Source organism: Rhizomicrobium sp. (assembly GCA_037200385.1).
GTDB lineage: Bacteria > Pseudomonadota > Alphaproteobacteria > Micropepsales > Micropepsaceae > Rhizomicrobium.
The window spans coordinates 2,681,146-2,700,606 of record JBBCGL010000001.1; the positions used below are offsets into that span (position 1 = coordinate 2,681,146).

18 protein-coding genes are annotated in these 19,461 nt (G+C 67.2%); 10 read left to right on the forward strand and 8 right to left on the reverse strand.

Going from position 1 to position 19,461, the window contains the following annotated elements; genetic code table 11:
- Nucleotides 1–9: 9 nt before the first annotated feature.
- Nucleotides 10–843 (reverse strand): amidohydrolase family protein, encoded by an 834-nt coding sequence (locus WDM91_12750; protein MEI9995458.1) that lies wholly within the window; start codon nt 841–843, stop codon nt 10–12.
- Nucleotides 840–1,268 (reverse strand): RbsD/FucU domain-containing protein, encoded by a 429-nt coding sequence (locus tag WDM91_12755; GenBank protein ID MEI9995459.1) that lies wholly within the window; start codon nt 1,266–1,268, stop codon nt 840–842. The genes WDM91_12750 and WDM91_12755 overlap by 4 nt, the downstream gene beginning before the upstream one ends.
- Nucleotides 1,269–1,482: 214 nt before the next feature.
- Here WDM91_12755 and WDM91_12760 point away from each other — a divergent pair, with 214 nt between their 5' ends.
- The 6 genes from WDM91_12760 to WDM91_12785 all read left to right on the forward strand — a co-directional run bounded on the left by WDM91_12760 (nt 1,483) and on the right by WDM91_12785 (nt 8,568).
- Nucleotides 1,483–2,205: a VacJ family lipoprotein gene (locus WDM91_12760; GenBank protein ID MEI9995460.1), complete on the forward strand. Its 723-nt coding sequence runs from the start codon at nt 1,483–1,485 to the stop codon at nt 2,203–2,205.
- Between the two features lie 20 nt (nt 2,206–2,225).
- A complete protein-coding gene (locus WDM91_12765) occupies nt 2,226–4,817 on the forward strand; it encodes an MMPL family transporter (protein MEI9995461.1) in 2,592 nt (863 codons plus the stop codon).
- Between the two features lie 103 nt (nt 4,818–4,920).
- Nucleotides 4,921–5,817 carry a lysophospholipid acyltransferase family protein gene (locus WDM91_12770; protein MEI9995462.1) on the forward strand — a complete coding sequence of 299 codons (897 nt, stop codon included), beginning with the start codon at nt 4,921–4,923 and terminating at the stop codon, nt 5,815–5,817.
- Nucleotides 5,814–6,572 (forward strand): (Fe-S)-binding protein, encoded by a 759-nt coding sequence (locus WDM91_12775; protein ID MEI9995463.1) that lies wholly within the window; start codon nt 5,814–5,816, stop codon nt 6,570–6,572. The genes WDM91_12770 and WDM91_12775 overlap by 4 nt, the downstream gene beginning before the upstream one ends.
- Nucleotides 6,569–7,978 carry a lactate utilization protein B gene (locus tag WDM91_12780; GenBank protein ID MEI9995464.1) on the forward strand — a complete coding sequence of 470 codons (1,410 nt, stop codon included), beginning with the start codon at nt 6,569–6,571 and terminating at the stop codon, nt 7,976–7,978. Before WDM91_12775 ends, WDM91_12780 begins: the two co-directional genes overlap by 4 nt.
- A complete protein-coding gene (locus WDM91_12785) occupies nt 7,975–8,568 on the forward strand; it encodes an LUD domain-containing protein (GenBank protein ID MEI9995465.1) in 594 nt (197 codons plus the stop codon). Before WDM91_12780 ends, WDM91_12785 begins: the two co-directional genes overlap by 4 nt.
- A 27-nt stretch (nt 8,569–8,595) precedes the next feature.
- Here WDM91_12785 and WDM91_12790 read toward each other — a convergent pair whose 3' ends face one another.
- Complete coding sequence (locus WDM91_12790; protein ID MEI9995466.1) at nt 8,596–10,248, reverse strand: acyl-CoA synthetase; 1,653 nt, start codon at nt 10,246–10,248, stop codon at nt 8,596–8,598.
- A 57-nt stretch (nt 10,249–10,305) separates the two neighbouring features.
- Nucleotides 10,306–12,039, reverse strand: coding sequence for an amidohydrolase family protein (locus WDM91_12795; GenBank protein MEI9995467.1), 1,734 nt, complete (start codon nt 12,037–12,039; stop codon nt 10,306–10,308).
- A 305-nt stretch (nt 12,040–12,344) separates the two neighbouring features.
- Between WDM91_12795 and WDM91_12800 the strand changes: the two genes are divergently transcribed.
- The gene (locus WDM91_12800) at nt 12,345–13,634 is read left to right on the forward strand and encodes an HWE histidine kinase domain-containing protein (protein ID MEI9995468.1); all 1,290 of its coding nucleotides are present in this window, start codon (nt 12,345–12,347) and stop codon (nt 13,632–13,634) included.
- Nucleotides 13,635–13,659: 25 nt separating this feature from the next.
- Here WDM91_12800 and WDM91_12805 read toward each other — a convergent pair whose 3' ends face one another.
- From WDM91_12805 to WDM91_12820, 4 genes are all read right to left on the reverse strand, one after another.
- Nucleotides 13,660–14,442 carry an alpha/beta fold hydrolase gene (locus tag WDM91_12805; GenBank protein MEI9995469.1) on the reverse strand — a complete coding sequence of 261 codons (783 nt, stop codon included), beginning with the start codon at nt 14,440–14,442 and terminating at the stop codon, nt 13,660–13,662.
- Nucleotides 14,442–15,707: an LLM class flavin-dependent oxidoreductase gene (locus WDM91_12810; GenBank protein MEI9995470.1), complete on the reverse strand. Its 1,266-nt coding sequence runs from the start codon at nt 15,705–15,707 to the stop codon at nt 14,442–14,444. Before WDM91_12810 ends, WDM91_12805 begins: the two co-directional genes overlap by 1 nt.
- A gap of 100 nt (nt 15,708–15,807) precedes the next feature.
- Complete coding sequence (locus WDM91_12815) at nt 15,808–17,253, reverse strand: alpha-L-fucosidase (GenBank protein MEI9995471.1); 1,446 nt, start codon at nt 17,251–17,253, stop codon at nt 15,808–15,810.
- Between the two features lie 52 nt (nt 17,254–17,305).
- On the reverse strand, nt 17,306–17,473 hold the full coding sequence (locus WDM91_12820; GenBank protein ID MEI9995472.1) for a hypothetical protein: 168 nt from the start codon (nt 17,471–17,473) through the stop codon (nt 17,306–17,308).
- A gap of 267 nt (nt 17,474–17,740) precedes the next feature.
- Between WDM91_12820 and WDM91_12825 the strand changes: the two genes are divergently transcribed.
- From WDM91_12825 to WDM91_12835, 3 genes are read left to right on the forward strand one after another with little or no spacing between them, the layout of a single operon-like run.
- The gene (locus WDM91_12825; GenBank protein ID MEI9995473.1) at nt 17,741–18,103 is read left to right on the forward strand and encodes a copper resistance CopC family protein; all 363 of its coding nucleotides are present in this window, start codon (nt 17,741–17,743) and stop codon (nt 18,101–18,103) included.
- Between the two features lie 8 nt (nt 18,104–18,111).
- Nucleotides 18,112–18,546, forward strand: a complete 435-nt coding sequence (locus WDM91_12830) for a copper chaperone PCu(A)C (GenBank protein MEI9995474.1) — start codon at nt 18,112–18,114, stop codon at nt 18,544–18,546.
- A complete protein-coding gene (locus WDM91_12835) occupies nt 18,543–19,406 on the forward strand; it encodes a CopD family protein (protein MEI9995475.1) in 864 nt (287 codons plus the stop codon). Before WDM91_12830 ends, WDM91_12835 begins: the two co-directional genes overlap by 4 nt.
- The last annotated feature ends 55 nt before the right edge of the window (nt 19,407–19,461 follow it).

The following is a 19,461-nucleotide window of genomic DNA, read 5'->3' on the forward strand; positions in this document are numbered from 1 at the left end:
AAACCAACCTCATGCCACCCCGTAGAACGCCGCCGCCGTGCCGCCGAAGATGGCTTCGCGGTCGGGGGCCGAGAGATGTTCGGTGAGCGTCACGCTGGCGCCCAACCAGGTGGCGTAGTCGCCGGCTTCATTCAGCACCGGCCAGTCGCTGCCCCACATCAGGCGCTGCGGCCCGAAGCAGTCCAGCAGCACGTCGACATAGCGGCGCAGCGTATCGGCCGACCAGCCGGGGCCGGCTTCGCCTGCAAGACCCGAGAGCTTGCAATAGCTGTTCGAGGTCGTCGCGATGTGGCGCAGATAAGGCTCCCACAGGCTCAGGCCGTCGCGTGCGATGTCGGGCTTGGCGCCGTGATCGATCACCAGCGGCAGGTCGGGATAGCGGTCGACGAATTCGTCGAGCATCGGCAGATGGCGCGGCTTGACCAGGGCATCGAAGCGCAGCTTGCCCCGCTGCATGGCGTCGAACACCGGAGCGTGGGCGGGACGCAGCAGCCATTCGTCCTCCGCGATGTCCTGCAGCATCGGGCGCAGGCCGACAAATTTGGGATTGGCGCAGAGCCGCGCGATGCGGGACGGCGCATCGGAGGCCTCGAAATCGATCCAACCGACCACGCCGGCGACGATGTCATGCGCATTCGCCAGCGCGAGCAGGAAATGCGTCTCCGCTTCGCTGGGCGCGGCCTGGACCAGGATGGTCCTGTCGATGCGCGCGGCGTTGAGGATCGGCTCCAGGTCGGCCGGCAGGAAATCGTGCGCGATCCTGGGATGCGCCTCCGGCCTGAGCCAGCCGTAGTCGCCGCGGTCCATCCGCCAGAAATGCTGGTGGGCATCGATCCGGATCATGGCCGGATCACGCCCTTCTTCAGGATCAGGTTGCCGTAGAGGCGTGTTTCGCCGGTGGCGATCACCGCGACGGCGGCGCGGGCCCGTTCGTAGAACGCGAAGCGCTCGACCGCTTCGATCGCGCCCGCATAGCCGCCGCCCGCCAGCGCCTGCGCGAAGGCCGCGGTCACCGGCGGCACGTCGTCCGGCTTGTCCACCACCGCCATGCGGAAGGCCGCGGCCGGGACGAAATCATCGAGCGGCAGGACCGAGACGATCGCCGCGACCATGCGCGGCGCGTCCGTTCCTTCGGCACGGATGACACATTTGTTGGTGCTCGAGGCGGGAAAATTCGCATCGGCGACAACGATCTCGTCGCCATGCCCCATGCCACGCAGGACCGCCAGCAATGCCGGACCCAGAAGGGGATCGAGACCCTTCAACATCTTTCGGTTCCGTGCCGCCGCAAATCCCGTTCCTGCCCGTGGCTTGCCGTCTTCACGACGGTCTCAAAGCCCAACTGTACGGAGGTTGCAATGCGGGCCGCAAGCGCGCCGAAGATTTTGCAATCCGTCGCGATACCCACCATGGACGGCCCGCCGATTGTGACGCTAAGCTATCGGCTGTTTTCGAGCGTGCCGGGATTCGTAAGGGGGGCATTTGCGGTATCTGGGTTTAGCGGCAATCCTGGCGCTGTGCGCCGGATTGGGGGCCTGTTCGACGACGCCCGAGGAGCAGGAGCAGAACGATCCGTTCGAGTCGCTCAACCGGCACGTCTTCGCGTTCAATCGTGGCCTGGACAACCGGGTCGCGCTGCCGGCGGCGACGTTCTACAAAAGCGTCACCCCGACGACCCTGCGTGTGCACCTGCACGACTTCCTGACCAACCTGCACCTGCCGGTGACCTTCGCCAATGACGTGCTGCAGGGCCATCTGGAGCGCAGCGGCGAGGCATTGGGGCGTTTCGCGGTGAATTCGACGCTGGGCGCCGCGGGCGTCTTCGACGTCGCGACCGATTGGGACATGCCCTATCACGAGGAGGATTTCGGCCAGACGCTCGGCTATTACGGCGTCGGCGAGGGGCCTTATCTCATGGTGCCCCTGGGCGGCCCGGCCACGCCGCGCGATATCGCGGGCGGCGTCGCCGACGGCTACATCAATCCGCTCGGCTATTTGCGCTGGCGGCACAAGAATTATTACTGGTCCTGGCCGCTTCGGGTGCTTTCCCTCGTCGACTCCCGTTCTCTGAGCATCGATGCGCTTCGCGAGATCCAGCGGTCCTCCATCGATCTCTATGCCACGACCCGCAGCCTCTACCGCCAGTCGCGCAATGCCGAGATCCGCAATGGCGAGCCCGACGTGACGGGTTTGCCGGACTTCTAACCGTCCGCTAAAAGCCCTTGATGTCCTTGATCGAACGCATCGTTGCGGCGTGCTGCCGTGTGCCTGCCGCCGTGGCCCTGCTGTTCGCGGGCCTGAGCGTGGCCGGGGCCTGGTACACGGCCCAGAATTTCCAGATGGACACGGATTCGAGCAAGCTGATCTCCCGCGACGTCCCCTGGCGGCAGCACGAGATCGCGTTCGACAAGCTGTTCCCGCAACAGGTGAACCTGATCCTCGTCGTGGTCGACGGCGAGACGCCGGAACTGGCCGAAGCGGGAACCCAGGCCCTGACCGACGCCCTGGCGGGACGCAAGACGCTGTTTTCCGTCGTGCGGCGGCCGGATGGCGGCGACTTCTTCAACAAGAACGGTCTGCTGTTCCTGTCCGTGCCCGAAGTGCGGGCGAACACCGAGCAGATGATCCAGGCCGCGCCGTTCCTCGGACCGATGGCGAGCGATCCGTCGCTGCGCGGGATCATGGGCAGCCTGCAGACCGCGCTGATGGGCGTGGCGCGCGGGCAGGCCAAGCTGTCCGACATCGACCGGCCGATGAAGGGCTTCGGCGACACGCTGGCGAAGGTCGCGGCGGGCGGGAACACCCACCTGTCCTGGCGCTCGCTGGTGACGGGTGCGCCGGCATCGGGCCGCGAGACCCGCCGCTTCATCGAGGTGCAGCCGCAGCTCGATTTCGGCGCGCTGGAACCCGGCGCGAGCGCGACGGACGCGATCCGCGCCGCGGCGCGCGGCCTGCACCTCGATGAGGCGCATGGCGTGCGGGTGCGCCTGACAGGTCCGGTGCCGCTATCGGACGAGGAATTCGCGACCCTGGCCGAGCGCGCGGCACTGATGGGCCTGGCCATGATGGCGGCGGTGCTGGCGACGCTGTGGCTGGCGGTGCGCTCGTTCAAGATCATCGCCTGCATCCTGCTCACGCTGGTTGCGGGCCTCGCGATCACCATGGCGCTCGGCCTCGCGGTCGCGCATGTGTTCAACATCATCTCGATCGCGTTCGTCGCGCTGTTCGTCGGACTGGGCGTCGATTTCGGCATCCAGTTCTGCGTGCGCTACCGCTATGAGCGGTTCGTCGGCAACGACCTGCGCAAGGCGCTGAGCTGCGCCGGGCGCAGCGTCGGCATGCCGCTGGCCCTGGCGGCGGGCGCAACGGCGGCGGGGTTCTTCTCCTTCGTCCCGACCGATTATGCCGGCGTGGCGCAGCTCGGCGAGGTCGCGGGCATCGGGATGATCGTGGCCTTCACGCTCGGCATCACGCTGCTGCCGGCCCTGCTGGTGCTGGTGGATCCGGGGCCGGAGAAGGAAGAGGTCGGCTATCGCTTCTTCGCCGCGGTGGACCGCGCCATGCTTTCGCACCGCCGGCTGGTGATGGGCGCCGCGCTGCTGATCGGGCTGGTCGCGCTGGCGCTCACCACGATGGTCAAGTTCGACTTCAATCCGCTCAATCTGCGCAGTCCGAAGACCGAGTCGGTTTCGACCATCCTCGACCTGACCAAGGATCCGCAGACCTCGCCCAACACGATCGACGTGCTGGCGCCCAACCTCGACGCGGCCAGGGTGAAAGCCGCCAAGCTGGCGAAGCTCAAGGTCGTCGGCCAGGCGATCACCCTCGCCGATTTCGTGCCCGACGACCAGCCGGCCAAGCTGAAGCTGATCGCGGACGCCGACATGCTGCTCGATCCCGTGATCAATCCGTTCGGCGTGAAGCCGGACCCGAGCGATGCCGAGCTCGTGGCGAGCCTGCGGGCGACGGCGGCCGACCTGCGCCGGGCGGCGGCCGGCGATGCGGGTGCCGCGGGCCGCGATGCGGCGGCGCTGGCCGGTACGCTCGACACGCTCGCCAGCGGCAGCGCGGCGTTGCGGGCGCGCGCGACCGAAGCGCTGGTCCCCGGCCTCAAGGTGCTGCTGGGGCAGATGAGCGCGTCGCTGCAGGCCGCACCGGTGTCGATCGCGAGCATGCCCGCGGACATGGTGCGCGACTGGGTGGCGAAGGACGGGACGGCGCGCATCCAAGTGTTCCCCGCCGACACCTCGGGCAGCAACCAGTCGCTCAACGCGTTCTCCAAGGCGGTGATGGCCGTGGTGCCGGACGCGACCGGCGCGCCGATCTCCATCCGGCAGTCGGGCACGACCATCGTCAACGCCTTCATCCATGCCGGCGTGCTGTCCTTCGCAGTGATCACCGCGCTGCTGCTGCTCGCGCTGCGCCGCATTCGCGACGTGCTGCTGACCATCATCCCGCTGCTGCTGACCGGCCTGCTGACCATGGCGACCACGGTGGTGATCGGGCTCCAGCTCAACTTCGCCAACGTGATCGCATTGCCGCTGCTGTTCGGGATCGGGGTGGCGTTCAATATCTATTTCGTGATGGCATGGCGGGCCGGCCAGGTCGACCTGCTGCAGTCGAGCCTGACGCGCGCGGTGATCTACAGCGCGCTGACCACCGCCTCCGGCTTCGGCAGCCTGTGGCTGTCGAGCCATCCCGGGACCGCGAGCATGGGCGAGCTCCTGATGATCTCGCTGGGCTGGACGCTGGCGACCACGCTGTTCTTCCTGCCGGCGCTGATGGGGCGTCCGGACCACCCGCGGCCGAGGCGCTGACATGCGGCGTGGCATTCGCCATGGCGAAAGGGGCCGGTCCCGGCCCAAAATCCGCCCGGTTCTCGCGGTGGCCTGTCCCCGCCGCTCGTGACAAAATGGCGCCATGGCCGACTCCACCGCCGACATCGACACCTTCTCCTACGCCGATCCGGCCGATCCCCGGCTGAAGCGGCTGTTCATCCGCATCGTCGAGCGCATCACGGGCCAGCCCTATCTGAAATGGCTCTACGACGACAACCGCGCCAATCCGGTGCCCGGCGAGGATTTCTGGGACGCGGCGGTGCGCAAGCTCGAGCTGCACGTCAAGTACAACGCGGACGCGTTGGCCAAATGGCCAAAGGCCGGGCCGCTGGTCGTGGTGGCGAACCATCCCTTCGGCGTGCTGGATGGGCTCCTGATCTGCCATCTGGTGGCGAAGGTCCGCAAGGACTTCCGTGTGCTGACCAATGCGGTGCTGCTGCGCGCCGAGGAGGTGAAGGAATTCCTCCTGCCCGTCGATTTCGCCGAGACCGAAGAAGCGCTGAAGACCAACCTGCGGACCCGCGCCGAGGCCAAGAGCCATCTGATGAAGGGCGGCTGCCTCGTCGTGTTCCCGGCCGGCGGCGTCTCGACCACGCCGACCATCTGGCACAAGCGCGCCATCGACACGGAGTGGAAGAACCTCACCGCCCGGCTGATCGCACAGGCCAAGGCGCCGGTCGCGCCGGTCTATTTCGCCGGCCAGAACAGCCGGCTGTTCCAGATCGCCAGCCACATCTCGATGACGCTGCGCCTGTCGCTGATCTTCAAGGAAGTGCACGACCGCATCGGCTCGGACGTCCATATCCGCCTCGGCGACATCCTGCCCTACGACCGCCTCGCGGGGATCAACGACCGCCAGTCGGTGATGGACAAGCTGAAGGAGATCACCTACTCGCTGGGCGACGGCGTGCCGGCGAAACACGTCAAGCGCGGCGGCAAGCGGCCCAGGCGCGATCCGCGCGGCCGGCCCTATCCGTGAGCACCCGCCCGCGCGTCGGATTGTTCGTCACCTGCCTGGTCGATCTCGTGCGGCCGCAGATCGGCTTTGCGGCCGTCAAGCTGCTGGAGCAGGCCGGCTGCGAGGTCCATGTGCCGCCGACCCAAACCTGCTGCGGCCAGCCCGCCTGGAATGCCGGCGCCGATGGTCACGCGCGCGAGATCGCGCGCAACGTCGTCGCCGCCTTCGAGGGTTTCGACTACATCGTGGCGCCGTCGGGCTCCTGCGCCGGGATGATCAAACGGCATTATCCCGAAGTGTTCGAGACGGATGCGGTCTGGTTGCCGCGCGCCCGGGCGCTGGCCGCGAAAACACATGAATTGCTGTCATTCCTGGTGAAAGTGTGCGGCATGACCGGCGTGACGGCGCAGTACGCCAAGCGCGTCTGCTACCACGATTCCTGCTCGTCGCTGCGCGAGATGGGCGTGAAGGCGGAACCGCGCGCGCTCCTCGCCACCGTCGGCGGACTGAGCATCGGCGAGCTTTCCGATCCGCAGGTCTGCTGTGGCTTCGGCGGGCTGTTCAGCGTCAAATATCCGGAGATCTCCGAGCGCATGGCGGACGACAAGATCGCCGATGCCTGCGCCACCGGCGCCGGCGCGCTGATCGGCGGCGACCTGGGCTGCCTGCTGCATCTCAAAGGCCGCATGGCGCGCCAGGGCAAGACGCTGGAGGTCCGACACGCCGCCGAAGTGCTGGCGGACATGGGCGGCGAGCCGGCGCTGGGCGAGCCGTGAGCCCCGATCCCAAAGCCTTCCCGCAAGCAGCACGCGACGCGCTGAAGGACCCGCTGCTGCGCCCCGCGCTGGGCCGTCTCAAGACCCATTTCGGCGCCGGCCGCGCCGCGGCGGTGCAGCGCTATGGCGATTTCGAGTCGCTGCGCGAGGCGGGCAAGGCCATCCGCGACCATGCGGTGACGCATCTGGACGACCTGCTCGTGACCTTCGAGGCGTCGGTGAATGCACGCGGCGGCACGGTGCATTGGGCGCGCGATGCGAGCGAGGCGCGGCGCGCGATCCTGACCATCCTGCAGGACGCCGGAGCCGGGACCGTCACCAAGGGCAAGTCCATGGTGACGGAGGAGATCGCGCTCAACCCGTTCCTCGAAGCCAACGGCATCGTGCCGGTCGAGACCGACCTGGGCGAATACATCATCCAGCTGCGCAAGGAGCCACCCAGCCATATCATCGCCCCGGCCTTCCATCTGTCGAAGGAGCAAGTCGCGCAGACCTTCCTCGCCGCGCATACCGGTCTCGATCCCAAGCGCTCGCTGGAGGAGCGCAACGCGCTGGTGCAGGAAGCCCGCGCCATCCTGCGGGCACAGTTCGAGACGGCCGATGCCGGGATCACCGGCGCCAACTTCCTCAGCGCGGCCGATGGCGCCGCGGTGATCGTGACCAATGAGGGCAATGGCGACCTCACGCGCCTTCTGCCCAAGACGCATATCGTGGTCACCGGCATCGAGAAGGTGGTGCGCGACATGACCGACGTGGCGGTGCTGCTGCGCCTGCTGCCGCGCTCGGCGACCGGGCAGCCGATCTCGACCTATGTCAGCGTAATGGCGGGGCCGCGCGGTACCGCGGAAACGGATGGGCCGGAGAACTTCCATATCGTGCTGGTCGACAACGGACGCTCGAGCCTGATCGGCACCGAGGCGCAGGACGTGCTGCGCTGCATCCGCTGCAGCGCCTGCATAAACCATTGCCCGATCTATGGCGCGGTCGGCGGCCACGCCTATGGCGCGACCTATATGGGGCCGATCGGCGCGGCGCTCAATCCGGGCGTGATGGGCGTCGCGGAAGCGGCGCATCACGCCAATGCCTCGACCTTTTGCGGCCGCTGCGCCGAGGTCTGTCCGGTGATGATCCCGCTGCCGAAGATCATGCGGCATTGGCGTGCGGTGGAATACAGCAGCGGTCTGGCGCCCAAGGCGATCACGCGCGGGCTTGGGCTGTGGGCCTTCGCAGCGAAGCGGCCGGCACTCTATCGCTTCGGCACGCGCGTCGCGGCGCGGCTGCTGCGTCTGATGGCCAGCAGCGGCATGGTCCGCGCCCTGCCGGTCAAGAACGGCTGGTTCGCGGTACGCGACTTCCCGGCACCGCACGGCAAGACCTTCCAGCAGCAATGGAAGGCGCGGCGATGAGCGCACGTGACGCGATCCTCGAGTCGATCCGCGTTCGGCGGCTGGCACGGGCCCCGATGCCCGGCATCTATCGCGCACCGCGCAGCGACGGCGATCTCGCGGAGGTCTTCGCGAAGAAGATGTCCGCGCAACACGCAGATGTGCGGATGCTGGACAGCATGGCCGAGGTGCCCGCCGCCATCGCCGACATCCTGCGCGGCCGCAACATGGCGGCGACGGTGCATGTCCCGCCCGGCAGCGAACTCGAAACGCTGGCGCTGCCGAATGTCGAGGTGCGGCGCGGACCGCCCGGCCCGTTCGACGCCGCGGTGACGCGCGCGCCCTTCGCCATCGCGGAGACCGGCACCCTGGTCTATCCGAGCGGCAAGGGCGCACCTGCCTCCTGGCACTTCCGCCCGGTGCTGGAGATCGCGATTCTGCGCGCCGGCGACGTGGTGGCGGAGCTGGAAGACGTGCTGGCCAAGCTCGGCCCCCTGCCCTCGACCCTGAACCTCGTGAGCGGCCCGTCGCGCACCGGCGATATCGAGCAGACGATGGAGCTCGGCGCGCACGGCCCCAAGGCGCTGGCGGTGCTGGTGGTGCGCCACTGATTGCCCCCCTTGCGGGGAGGTGAAATTCTATCCGATCCCCAATTCCCGTCGCGCGAAGTCGCTCGCGCTCTTGTAGTCCGCCTTGCCGTTCGGCGCGCGCAGCGGCACGCCGGCGACGATCACGCGCTTGGGCGTCTTGTAGCCCGCGAGATGCTCGCGCACATGGGCGCGCAACGCCGCTTCGTCGAACGCCGCGCCGTCGGCGAGCTTCACCACGCCGGTGATCGCCTGGCCCCATTTGTCGTCGGGCACGCCCAGCACCAGCGCGTCCTCGATGGCCGGATGCTTCTTCAGCGTCTCCTCGACTTCCTCGGGAAACACCTTCTCGCCCGCCGTGTTGATGCAGTTCGAACCGCGGCCCAGAAGGATGATCCGCCCGTCGCTCTCCACGACCGCGTAGTCGCCGGGGATCGAAAAGCGCTTGCCGTTGATCGTCTTGAACAGCCGGCCCGTCTTCTCCTCGTCCTTGTAATAGCCGACCGGCAGCACGCCGCCGACCGCCAGGCGGCCCGTCTTGCCGCTGCCCGGTTCGATCGGCTGGTCCTCGTCGTCGATCACGATGGCGCTCGGCCCGATGGTGAAGGCGGCGGTCGGCGTGTCCGCGCCGCGCTGTGTCACCGACACGCCCATGCCGAGCGCCTCGGTCGAGGAGAACGCGTCGGTCAGCGCGGCGCCGGGCGGCAGGTGCTCGAGCAGGCCATGCTTGACCTCCTGGCTCCACATCGCGCCCGAGGAGCCGATGGCGATGACGGAGGAAACATCGTATTTGCCCGGATTCTCGTCCAGCGCGCGCAGCAGCGGCTTGCCGAAGGGATCGCCGACGATCGCCATGTTGGTGACGCGATTCCGCTCCACCGCGGTCCAGATCGCATCCGGATCGAGCGAGGCGTTGTCGACCGTCACGACGCAGCCGCCGGTGAGGAGGGTGGACATCGTGCCGAAGAAGCCGGTGCCGTGCATCTGCGGACAGGCCGGCAGGTAGCGGATATTGCCGTCGCCGGCCGCGATCACGAAATCGACGATCTCCTGCACCGTCGCCGGGAGCTTGCCGGTGGCGACGAAGATGCGCGCCAGCAGCGTGGTGGAGAGGTCGCCTTGGGCATACATCACGCCCTTTGGCATGCCCGTCGTGCCGCCGGTGTAGACCATGACCTGGTCGTGCTGCGAGCGCTCGATGCCGAGCCTGGCGCCATTGCCGGTCGTAGCAAGCTTCTCATAGGGCGTGGCGAAGGCGGCGACGTCGGACACGCCGACCTCCACGAACACCTTGACCTTGTCGAGCTGGTTGTGGATCTGCGCCACGGCGTCGCGGAATTCGCGGGCGTAGACGACCACCGTCGCGTCGGAATTGTCGACGATGTAGCGCACCTCTTCGGGCTTGTAGCGGTAGTTGACGTTGACATGCGTCAGCCGGCCGAGGAAGCACGCACCCGTCATCTCGCCATATTCGATGCCGTTGCGCATGTAGAACGCGACCTTGTCGCCCGGCTTGACGCCTTTGGCGTGCAGGTTGCGCGCGATGTTGTTCATCCGTCTGGTCGCTTCGCCCCAGGCTATGACGCGCTCGCCATGCACGAAGGCCGGCGCCGCGGGCGACACCGTGTCCGACACCGCGTCCACGATGTCGCCGAAATTAAATCCGGTCTGGGTGGCCGGACGCTCTTCTGTCAGTTCGCGCATATGCCTCACATTCTCCGCTGTCGGGCGCTCGCCATCGTCCCTCGACAAGCGCGGCCGTCAACCCGCCGGCGCGGCCTGCGGACCGCGTACCAGCTTGCCGGGCAAGGCGCCGGTATGTTTGCCGCCGCGATAGATCACCTGGCCCGAGACGATGGTCGCGTCATAGCCGCTCGCGCCCTGCAACAGGCGCTTGCCGCCCGCGGGCAGATCGTAAGCCATCGCCGGCGCATGCACCGCCAATGCCTCCATGTCGATCACGTTGAGATCGGCCTTCATGCCCGGCGCGATCAGGCCGCGGTCCAGCAGGCCGACGGCGCGCGCCGTATCCGAGGTCTGGCGCTTGACCAGGTAGCCGAGGTCGAACATCCCCTTGCCGCGGTCGCGGCCCCAATGGGTCAGCAGATAGGTGGCGAAGCTCGCGTCGGAGATGATTCCGACATGCGCCCCGCCGTCGCCCAGCCCCATCACGCAGTCCTTGTGCGCGATCATCTCGCCGCAATGGTCGAGATTGAAGTTCGCGTAGTTCGCGAAGGGCGCGAACAGGAAGGCGCGGCCCTCATCCTCCAGCAGCATGTCGTAGGCGATCTCGGCGGCGTTGCGGTTCGAGCGCTCGGCCGTCGCGGCGATGGAGGTCTCCTGCGGCGGCTCGTAATTCGGCGGGTCGCCCAGCGGGAACATGCGCTCGAACGCCAGGATGCCGCGCGCCAGCGGATGCGCCTTATCGCGTTCGGCGCTCTCGGCCAGGATCGCGGCGCGAAAGGCGGGATCGCGCATCGCCGCGACTTTTTCCGCCAGCGGCCTGTCCTTGATCGCCTGGAAGGTCTTGTGGGTGATGAACGGGTTGACCGTGCCCTGCAGGCCCAGCAGCACGCCGATCGGCCGCGGCGCCACTTGCGCCTTGATCGGCAGGCCGGCACCCGACGACTGCTCGATCAGCGCGAGGATATGGCGCCAGCCTTCGGAATGGGAATGGCCCTGCGCCAGCGACAGGGTGAGCGGCCGGCCCGAGGCCTCGACGATGCGGCGGATCATGCCGAACTCGGTCGGAAGGTCGGGTTGGTTGAAGTCTGAGATCATCTCGATCACGCCGCTGCCGGCGTCCTTCAGCCCCAGCGCGATGCCGGTGAGCTCGGCCTCTGTCGCACGCAGCGATGGCGTCGGATCGCCCTTCACCGTCTTGTGGTTGAGCGTGCGCGAGGTGGAGAAGCCGAGCGCGCCGGCACGCATCGCTTCCGCCGCCAGCCGCCGCATCTGTGCGATGTCGTCCTCCGTCGCGGCGTCGAGATTGGCGCCGCGCGCGCCCATCACATAGACGCGCAGCGCGCCATGCGGCAGCTGTGCGGCGACGTCGATGTCGTGCGGTGTGCTTTCGACCGCGTCGAGATATTCGCCGAAGCTTTCCCAGTTCCATTTGAGACCTTCGTGCAACGCGACGCCGGGGATGTCCTCGACGCCTTCCATCAGCTCGATCAGCCGGTTGTGGTCGGCCTTGCGCACCGGGGCGAAGCCGACGCCGCAATTGCCCATCACCACCGTGGTCACGCCGTGCCAGCTCGACGGATTGAGCTGCGTGTCCCAGGTCGCCTGACCGTCGTAATGGGTGTGGATGTCGACAAAGCCCGGCGTGACCAGCTTGCCGGCGGCATCGATCTCTTCCGCGCCCGCACCCAGATTTGCGCCGACGGCGGCGATCCGGCCGTCCGTCACCGCCACATCGGCGCGAACCGGCGCGCCCCCTTTGCCGTCGGCGACGAGACCATTGCGGATGACGAGATCGTACTCTGCACGCATGGCGTTCCCCGATGGCGTCTTGTTGTGTTTTGCGAACGGTTGGTCCGTACTGACACAAAGTCAAGTTGGGAACCGCGCGGAACCCGCATACGTGTATTTCCAAGCCTTGCTTAATGGCCGGCGGTATACGCTATCATTCCAGAGTTGGGTGCCGGCACTGGGCGGCGCCACGGTCCGGGGCACAGCGCCAGTTCCGAAAACATGTTGGGCCGGGGTTTTTGCGCGTGCGAAGGGTATTTGGCCGAGCCTGGACGGGGCTGCGCGATCGCTTTTCGGCGACCGTGCTCGGCACGACGTCGGCGCACATGCCTGGCCTCGACGGTGGGCTGTCGCGCGCCGCGCGCCTGCTTGTCGTTACGGCAGCCTTGGCGCTCGGTGTGCTCGCGGGCTTGCTGGCGGGAACGCCTTGGGGCGCCGTGTTCTTCTTTCCCGCGCTGATGATTGCCGGCGTCTTCGGCGGCGTCGAATTGGCGTTGCCCGCTCTCGCCATCGCCCTGCTGGTTGCGATCTATCGATTCGCCGGCGTCGATCTGTGGATCTTCATAGCCGCAACGGTATTGCAGACCGTGCTGGCGCTCGTCCTGCGCGTGCTGTTCCGCGAGAGCCGGCGCTGGGGCGTGCGCTATCGCCGCCTGCTCTCCGTGATGACGTCGGCGGTAACGGTGTCGGACGGCCAGGGCCGCATCGAGCGGCCGCATCCCGATCTGGCGCGCCTGATCGGGATGGAATGGCCGGACTATGCCGGTCCGCGCTGGCTTTCCGCCATCCATCCCGACGACCAGGAGAAGCTGCTGCCGGCGGGACCGGCCAAGGACGTCCAGGTGCAGCGGGCCGAGCTCCGCCTGAAGGATCCCAAGACCGGAGATTGGCGCTGGCATCTGATGCGCGCCGTGCCGCTGCTCGATGCACGCGGCGAAGTCGAGGAGTGGGTCTCGATCCTCACGGATATCCACGAGCGCAAGCTCGCCGCCGAACAGCAGGACATGATGGTCGGCGAGGCGCGGCATCGCCTCAAGAATCTCATGACCATCATCGAGTCGCTGGTGAAGAGCTCGCGCCCGCGCGAAGCCGATCCCGCGGTCGACGCGTTCCAGAAGAAGCTGCTTGGCCGGCTGCATGCACTGACCGCCGCCGGCGACCTCGCGCTCGCCAGCAATTATACGACGATGGAGACCGGCGAGGTCGTCGCCGCGACGCTGGCGCCGTTCCTCGAGACCGAGCAGTCGCGGCTCGCCTTCGGCGGCCCCAAACTCGTCCTCAGCCAGGCGACCGGCGGCAGCCTGGCGCTCGGGATCCACGAGCTTACCACCAATGCGATCAAGCACGGTGCGCTGTCCGTGCCGGACGGCCGCGTCTCCTTCACCTGGGACGTGGTGCCGGCCGGCGACGCGCGGCGGGTCGAGATGATCTGGCGCGAGAGTGGCGGACCGCTCCCGATCGAGCCTGCCAAGGCGGGCTATGGCGCCAGGGTCATCTCCTTCATCGCCTCGCGCGAACAGAATGGGCAGGTGACCATGGAATATCCCCCGGAGGGCTATATCTGCCGCATCGCCTTCACCGCGCCGCCGCGCAACGAGGCGTTGGAGACGGACTAGCCGTCCGGCGAGCGCAAGAGGCCGATCAGTCCAGCCGGCCGATCGCCTGGATCACCTGGTCGGACTTTTCCAGCGTCACCATGTGCCCGGCCTCGGGGATCGACACCAGCTCCGAGCCAGCGATCCCTTTCTTGAAGCCATGCGCATAGACCGGTGGGATCAGCTTGTCGCTGTCGCCCCACACCAGGATCGTCTTCGCCCTGATGCGGTAGAGCCGCTGGCCGAGGCCGCGCTCGGGGATCGGGAACAGGATCTTGCCCGCCATGCCGAGCTGGCGCGCATTGGTCACGAGATAGGTCTGGAGGAATTTCGGATCGCTGAGCGTGAGCCCCGCGGTCAAGAGCTTGGTGCCGGCCTCCACGTCGTGGAACAGCAGCCTGGGCATCTCGAACGGCATGGTCGCGAAGAGGTCGGGGATCGGATGGTCGTCGCGCCATAGGCCCGCCGGGCAGATCAGGCCCAGCCGGGTGACGTCGTGCGGCGCGATGGCGGCCATCTCGGCCGCGATCATCCCGCCCATCGAATGGCCGACCAGAATCGGGTTCTTGAGACGCAGTGCCTCGATCACGTCCCAGCTGTGGAGCGTGACGTCGAGCATGTCGCGGATCTCGCCACATTCCTCGCTGTCGCCATAGCCGGGCAGCAGCGGCGCGTAGACGTGGTATTTCTCGGCAAGCTTGTTGAGGAAGATGTCGGAGACGAGCGCGCCGCCGGCGCCGTGCAGGAATACCAGCGTCTGGCCGCTGCCGCCCTCGAGGTAGCGCACCGGCACATGCGGGGTGGCGACGGTCTTGAGTTCGAGGGCCATCAGCGTGCCGCTCCGACGGTTTCCATCGCCTTCTTCTCGGTCGGCAGGCTGCCGGGCTTCACCTGGCTGATCGGATGGCACCAGAAGCGATCGTCGTCCGCGTAGTCCGGGAAGACGTTGCGCAGCTTGGGCATCACCTTCTCGGCGAACAGCTTGGTGGAGTACATGCACTTCTCGCGCGGCATGTTGCCGACATGCATGAGGCAGAACAGGTTGCCGACATGCAGCGTCCTGGCGAGCTCTTCCAGCCGCTGGCGCACCGTCTCGGGCGAGCCCGCGATGACATGGCCCTGCTCGGTCAGGTCCTTCCAGGTCAGCTTGGAATAGCCGCCGACCGGCGGTGCGTATTGCGACAGCGCGCCGGTCTGGATGGTCTTGATCGTGCGATAGCCCGGCGCATCCGCGAAGCCCGGATAGACGTGCAGGCAGCGGTTGTAGAAGTAGTCGACATGCTCCTTGTAGAGCTTCTCGGCCTCGGCATCGGTGTCGGCGACGCAGATGGTCTGCGCGAAGCCGGCGCGGTAGGGCGAGGTGTCGGGCGCATTGCGCTCCGCGACACGCTTCCAGTAGCCGTCCATCAGCGCCTTGGCGCGGATGTAGCCCGAGAACGACAGGTAGGAATAGGAATAGGTGTTGTCGATGCAGAAATCATAGGTCTCGACGCTGCCGCCGCCGGGGATGTGGATCGGCGGATGCGGCTGCTGGATCGGGCGCGGCCAGATGTTCACATGGCGCAGCTTGTTGTAGCGGCCGTTAAAGGCGAAGGGATCGCGCGTCGTCCAGGCCTTGATGATGAGGTCGTGCGCCTCCTGGTATTTCTCGCGGGTGAGCGCCGGGATCTGGCCGTAGCAGAAATTGGTGTCCATCGAGGTGCCGACCGGGAAGCCCGCGATCAGGCGGCCGCCCGAGATGCAGTCGAGCATCGCGAACTCCTCGGCGACGCGCACCGGCGGATTGTAGAGCGCGATGGAATTGCCCAGCACGACCAGGCCGACATCCTTGGTGCGCCGCGACAGCGCGGCGGCGATGATGTTGGGGCTCGGCATGATGCCGTAGCCGTTCTGGTGATGCTCGTTGACGCCGATGGCGTCGAAGCCGCACTCGGCGGCGTATTCGAGCAGGTCGAGATAGGTGTTGTAGACCTCATGGCTCTTCACCGGATCGAACAGGCGCTGGTCGATATCGACCCAAACCGAGCGGTTCTTCTCCCGGAAATCGTCCGGCAGATAGGGCCAGGGCATCAGGTTGAACCAGGTGAATTTCATGCGCGCCTCCCGGTGTTTTTTGATGTTTGTTGGGAGTGATCCTGACGAAATGTCAGGCCGATGGCAATTGGATGTGCAGTGCTGCAGCGCACTGCGCTCGTCATCTCATCAGCTTGAATGCATGCGCTGGCGCGTCCGCGAGCGGTGCCTGCAGTTTGAGCGACACGCCGTCTGCGCCGCGCTGCACCGCAGCAGCAGCGCCACTCGCCACATGGACCGCGCTCGCCGCAGCCGGCAGATCGTCGCCCGCGATCACGATCTCCGATCCGGCCGGCGTGCCCAGAAGATGCACGTACAACGCGCCATCCTTCTGCGTGAACCGCAGCGGTACGCCACAGGCGGTGACGCCCTCGAACCGCGTCCAGGGCCGCGTGCCGTAGATGCCTTCGCCGTTCGCCGCCAACCAGGCGCCGAAGCCCTTGAGCCGCGCGATCTGCTCGGCGGGAATCTGCGCATCGGCGCCCCGCGGGCCGACATTGAGCAGCAGATTGCCGTTCTTCGCCACCGCGTCGATGAAGCTGTGCACCAGCGACTCGACGCTCTCATAATCCGCCTCGGTGTCGTTGCGGTTGAAGCCGAAGGAATGGCTCATGCCGCGCGTCGCTTCCCACTTCTTCTCCTGGATCGTCTCGAAAGCGGCATATTCCGGCGTGCGGAAATCGCAATGCGGCGGCAGCTGCGGGATGATGCCCTTGCTCGGTCCGGCCTGCATCCGCGGCTTGAGCATCGCGTCCATCGCCTTGCGCCCTTCGGGCGTCGCAAGTGCCGCGCGCTCCGGCGTCATCGGCAGCCAGCGGTCGTTGAGCACGCCATCGGGCACCGCGTTGTAATAGTCGGCGAACAGCTTCAGCTCGTCGTCGAGGCCTGTCGGCCACGAGATGTCGTTCCACAGCACGGCGGGCTTGTAACGGTCGATCAGCTCGCGCGTCTGGGCGTCGGCATAGGCCGGATAGTCGCCGCCCGGCGTCGAACCCATGAAATCGGCGAGGGTGCGCAACGGCTCGCGATTGAAGGTCCAGTCGATCCCGCCGGAGTAATACAGCCCGAACTTCAGCCCTTTCTTCCGGACCGCTTCCGCCAGCTCGCCGACGATGTCGCGCGGGCTGCCCCAGTCTTCCTGGTGCGGATTGGCGACCGACGACGGCCACAGGCAGAAGCCGTCATGATGCTTGGTGACCAGCACGACATATTTCGCGCCGGCATCGGCGAAGGCGGCGGCCCAATCGTCGGGCTTCCACTGCTTCAGGCCTTCGAGGAAGGGTTCGCGGAAGTGCTCGTAAGGCGCGTTGCCATAGGTCGCGGCGTGATGCTTGGCGCTGTCGCTCTCCGGCACCTTGATCGCGTTCCAATACCACTCGCAATAAGGCGTCTGCGCCACCGCGATGTCGTAACTGTCCTTGAACGCATCGGAGATCGATCCCGATTTCGCGGCGAAGGCCGGGATCGAGAACAGGCCCCAATGGATGAAGATACCGAACTTGGCGTCCTCGAACCATTGCGGCACGGGATGGGCGTTGAGGGAATCGAGCGTCGGTTCGTAAGCCATGCGGCCACTGTAGCAGCCGGCACCGCGGGCTCAACGTGCCGCACCGGAAGCCCTATCGCACAGCCGCGCCTATCACTTGCACCAGCAGCAACCCACCCGCCATCACCAGCGGGAAGACGCCGAAGAAGGCGATGGTGGCGGCAAGCGCCATGTCGTCGCTGGCGCGGCGGGACGCGGCACGGGCGGCGGCCTTGCGGGCAATTCTCTGTTGGCGAAGCATGTGAAATCTCCCTCGAAACGATGATCGAGGATGCACTGCGGCTTCGGAACCGGGCCTGAAGGCGCCGTTCATCGCCGGTTCACCTGCCGATGCGCGGCACGGGCTTGACCGCAAGCCGCGGAAAGCCGCAAATCCGGCACAGAGGGACTTCATGCGCCTTGCCGTTCCACCGCTCGCTGGAGCGCTTCGTCCGGTGTCGACAATCTCAACGACCGCAGATACGTCCTCTTCCATCCCCGCAACGCACTTTCCTGGTGGACCCGCACCATGCCGAACAGAACGACGAAAGCTCTCGCCCTGGCCGCCGCGGCGGCCGCGATGCTCGCCATGCCATCGCTTGCACACACCTATCTGGTGGACGCGACGCCGGTGGCGGGCGCCAATCTCGCCGCCTCGCCGCCCGAGGTCGTCCTGAACTTCACCGGCGAACTCGAACCGGCTTTCAGCAATATCGTCGTGACGGACGAGAAGGACCACGTGGTCGACTCCGGCCCGTCGGTCGCGACGGGCAAGACGATGCGCGTGCCACTGAACCCGCTGAAGCCGGGGCGCTATACGGTTTCGTGGCGTGCCGTTTCGATCGACACCCATCTGTCGGACGGCAAGTACAATTTCCTCGTGCTGCCCTAGGAGCGATCATGCGCGCCCGCATCGTTGCGTATCTTGCGGCCTTCGCCGGTCTCATGGCGCCGGTCGCTTTCGCTGCGCCGGCCACGGTGCACGACGCCTGGCTGCGCGCGCTGCCTGGCGGCCTGCCGGCCAGCGGCTATTTCACCCTGCACAACACGGGCGGCCGGACACTGGTGCTGCGCGGCGCCACCTCGCCGGCCTGCGGCATGTTGATGCTGCATCGCTCGAACACCGAGGGCGGCATGGCCCGGATGCAGGATCTGCCGCAGGTCGCCGTCGCGCCGGGCGCCTCTGTTCGCTTCGCGCCCGGCGGCTATCATCTGATGTGCAGCGATCCGGCGGCGGCACTGAAGCCCGGCGCCAGGATCGGCGTGACGCTGGAATTCGCCGGCGGCGGCAAGCTTGACGCGGTCTTCGCGGTGCGCGGAGCGGCCGGCAGGTGACCGCGCTGTTCGCCGCCGTCCGCGCCCTGCATTTCGCGAGCCTGATGACGGCGTTCGGCGCCAGCGCCCTCCTCCTCCAGGCGCGCGGGATCGGGGTGGACGGGGCGCGGTTCCGGCGCCTGCTGCTTGTCGCGGCGGTCATCGCCCTGCTGACCGCATTGGCCTGGCTTTGCCTCGTGGCCGGCGAAATGACGGGCGACCCGGCCGCGGCGATCGACGGTACGACGATCCTGCTGGTCGTCCGCCAGACCTTCTATGGGCACGTCTTCCTGCTGCGGCTGGTGCTGCTGGCCGGCCTTTGCGGCTTTTCGCTCCTGAAGGACGCCTGGCTGCCCAGGACGTTGACCGCCGGTGCGGCGCTGGCGCTGCTCGGCCTGACCAGCCATGCCGCCGCGTCCGGATCGCCGCAATACGAGACCCTGCGCGCCGCGAATGATGCGCTCCATCTGATCGCCGCGGGTTTCTGGCTGGGCGGTCTCGTCGTGCTGCTGCCGCACGTCACGCCGCCTCGCGACCTGCCGCGCGCGGTGGCCCTGCTGCGCCTGTTCTCGCGCTGGGGCGTGGTGTCGGTCGCCATCCTGCTGGCGGCAGGGACGGTCAACGGCATCGCGATCCTCGGCGCTCCGGGCATGCGCTGGTCCGCGACCTATGCCACCTGGCTGGCGATCAAGATCGTCCTCGCCATGCTGATGGTCGCGCTCGCGCTGACCAACCGCTTCGCCGTCCTGCCCGGTCTGGTCCGCGGCGATGCCGACGCCCGCGAGACGATCCCGCTGACCGTGGTCGCGGAACTATCATGCGCGGTGCTGATCGTGGCGATCGTCGGATTCCTCGGGGTGATCGCGCCGATGGAGATGTGACGGCGGACTCGCAATTGGTTTCATTTGAAACTATATTGCCGCCGGGCTTGATTTG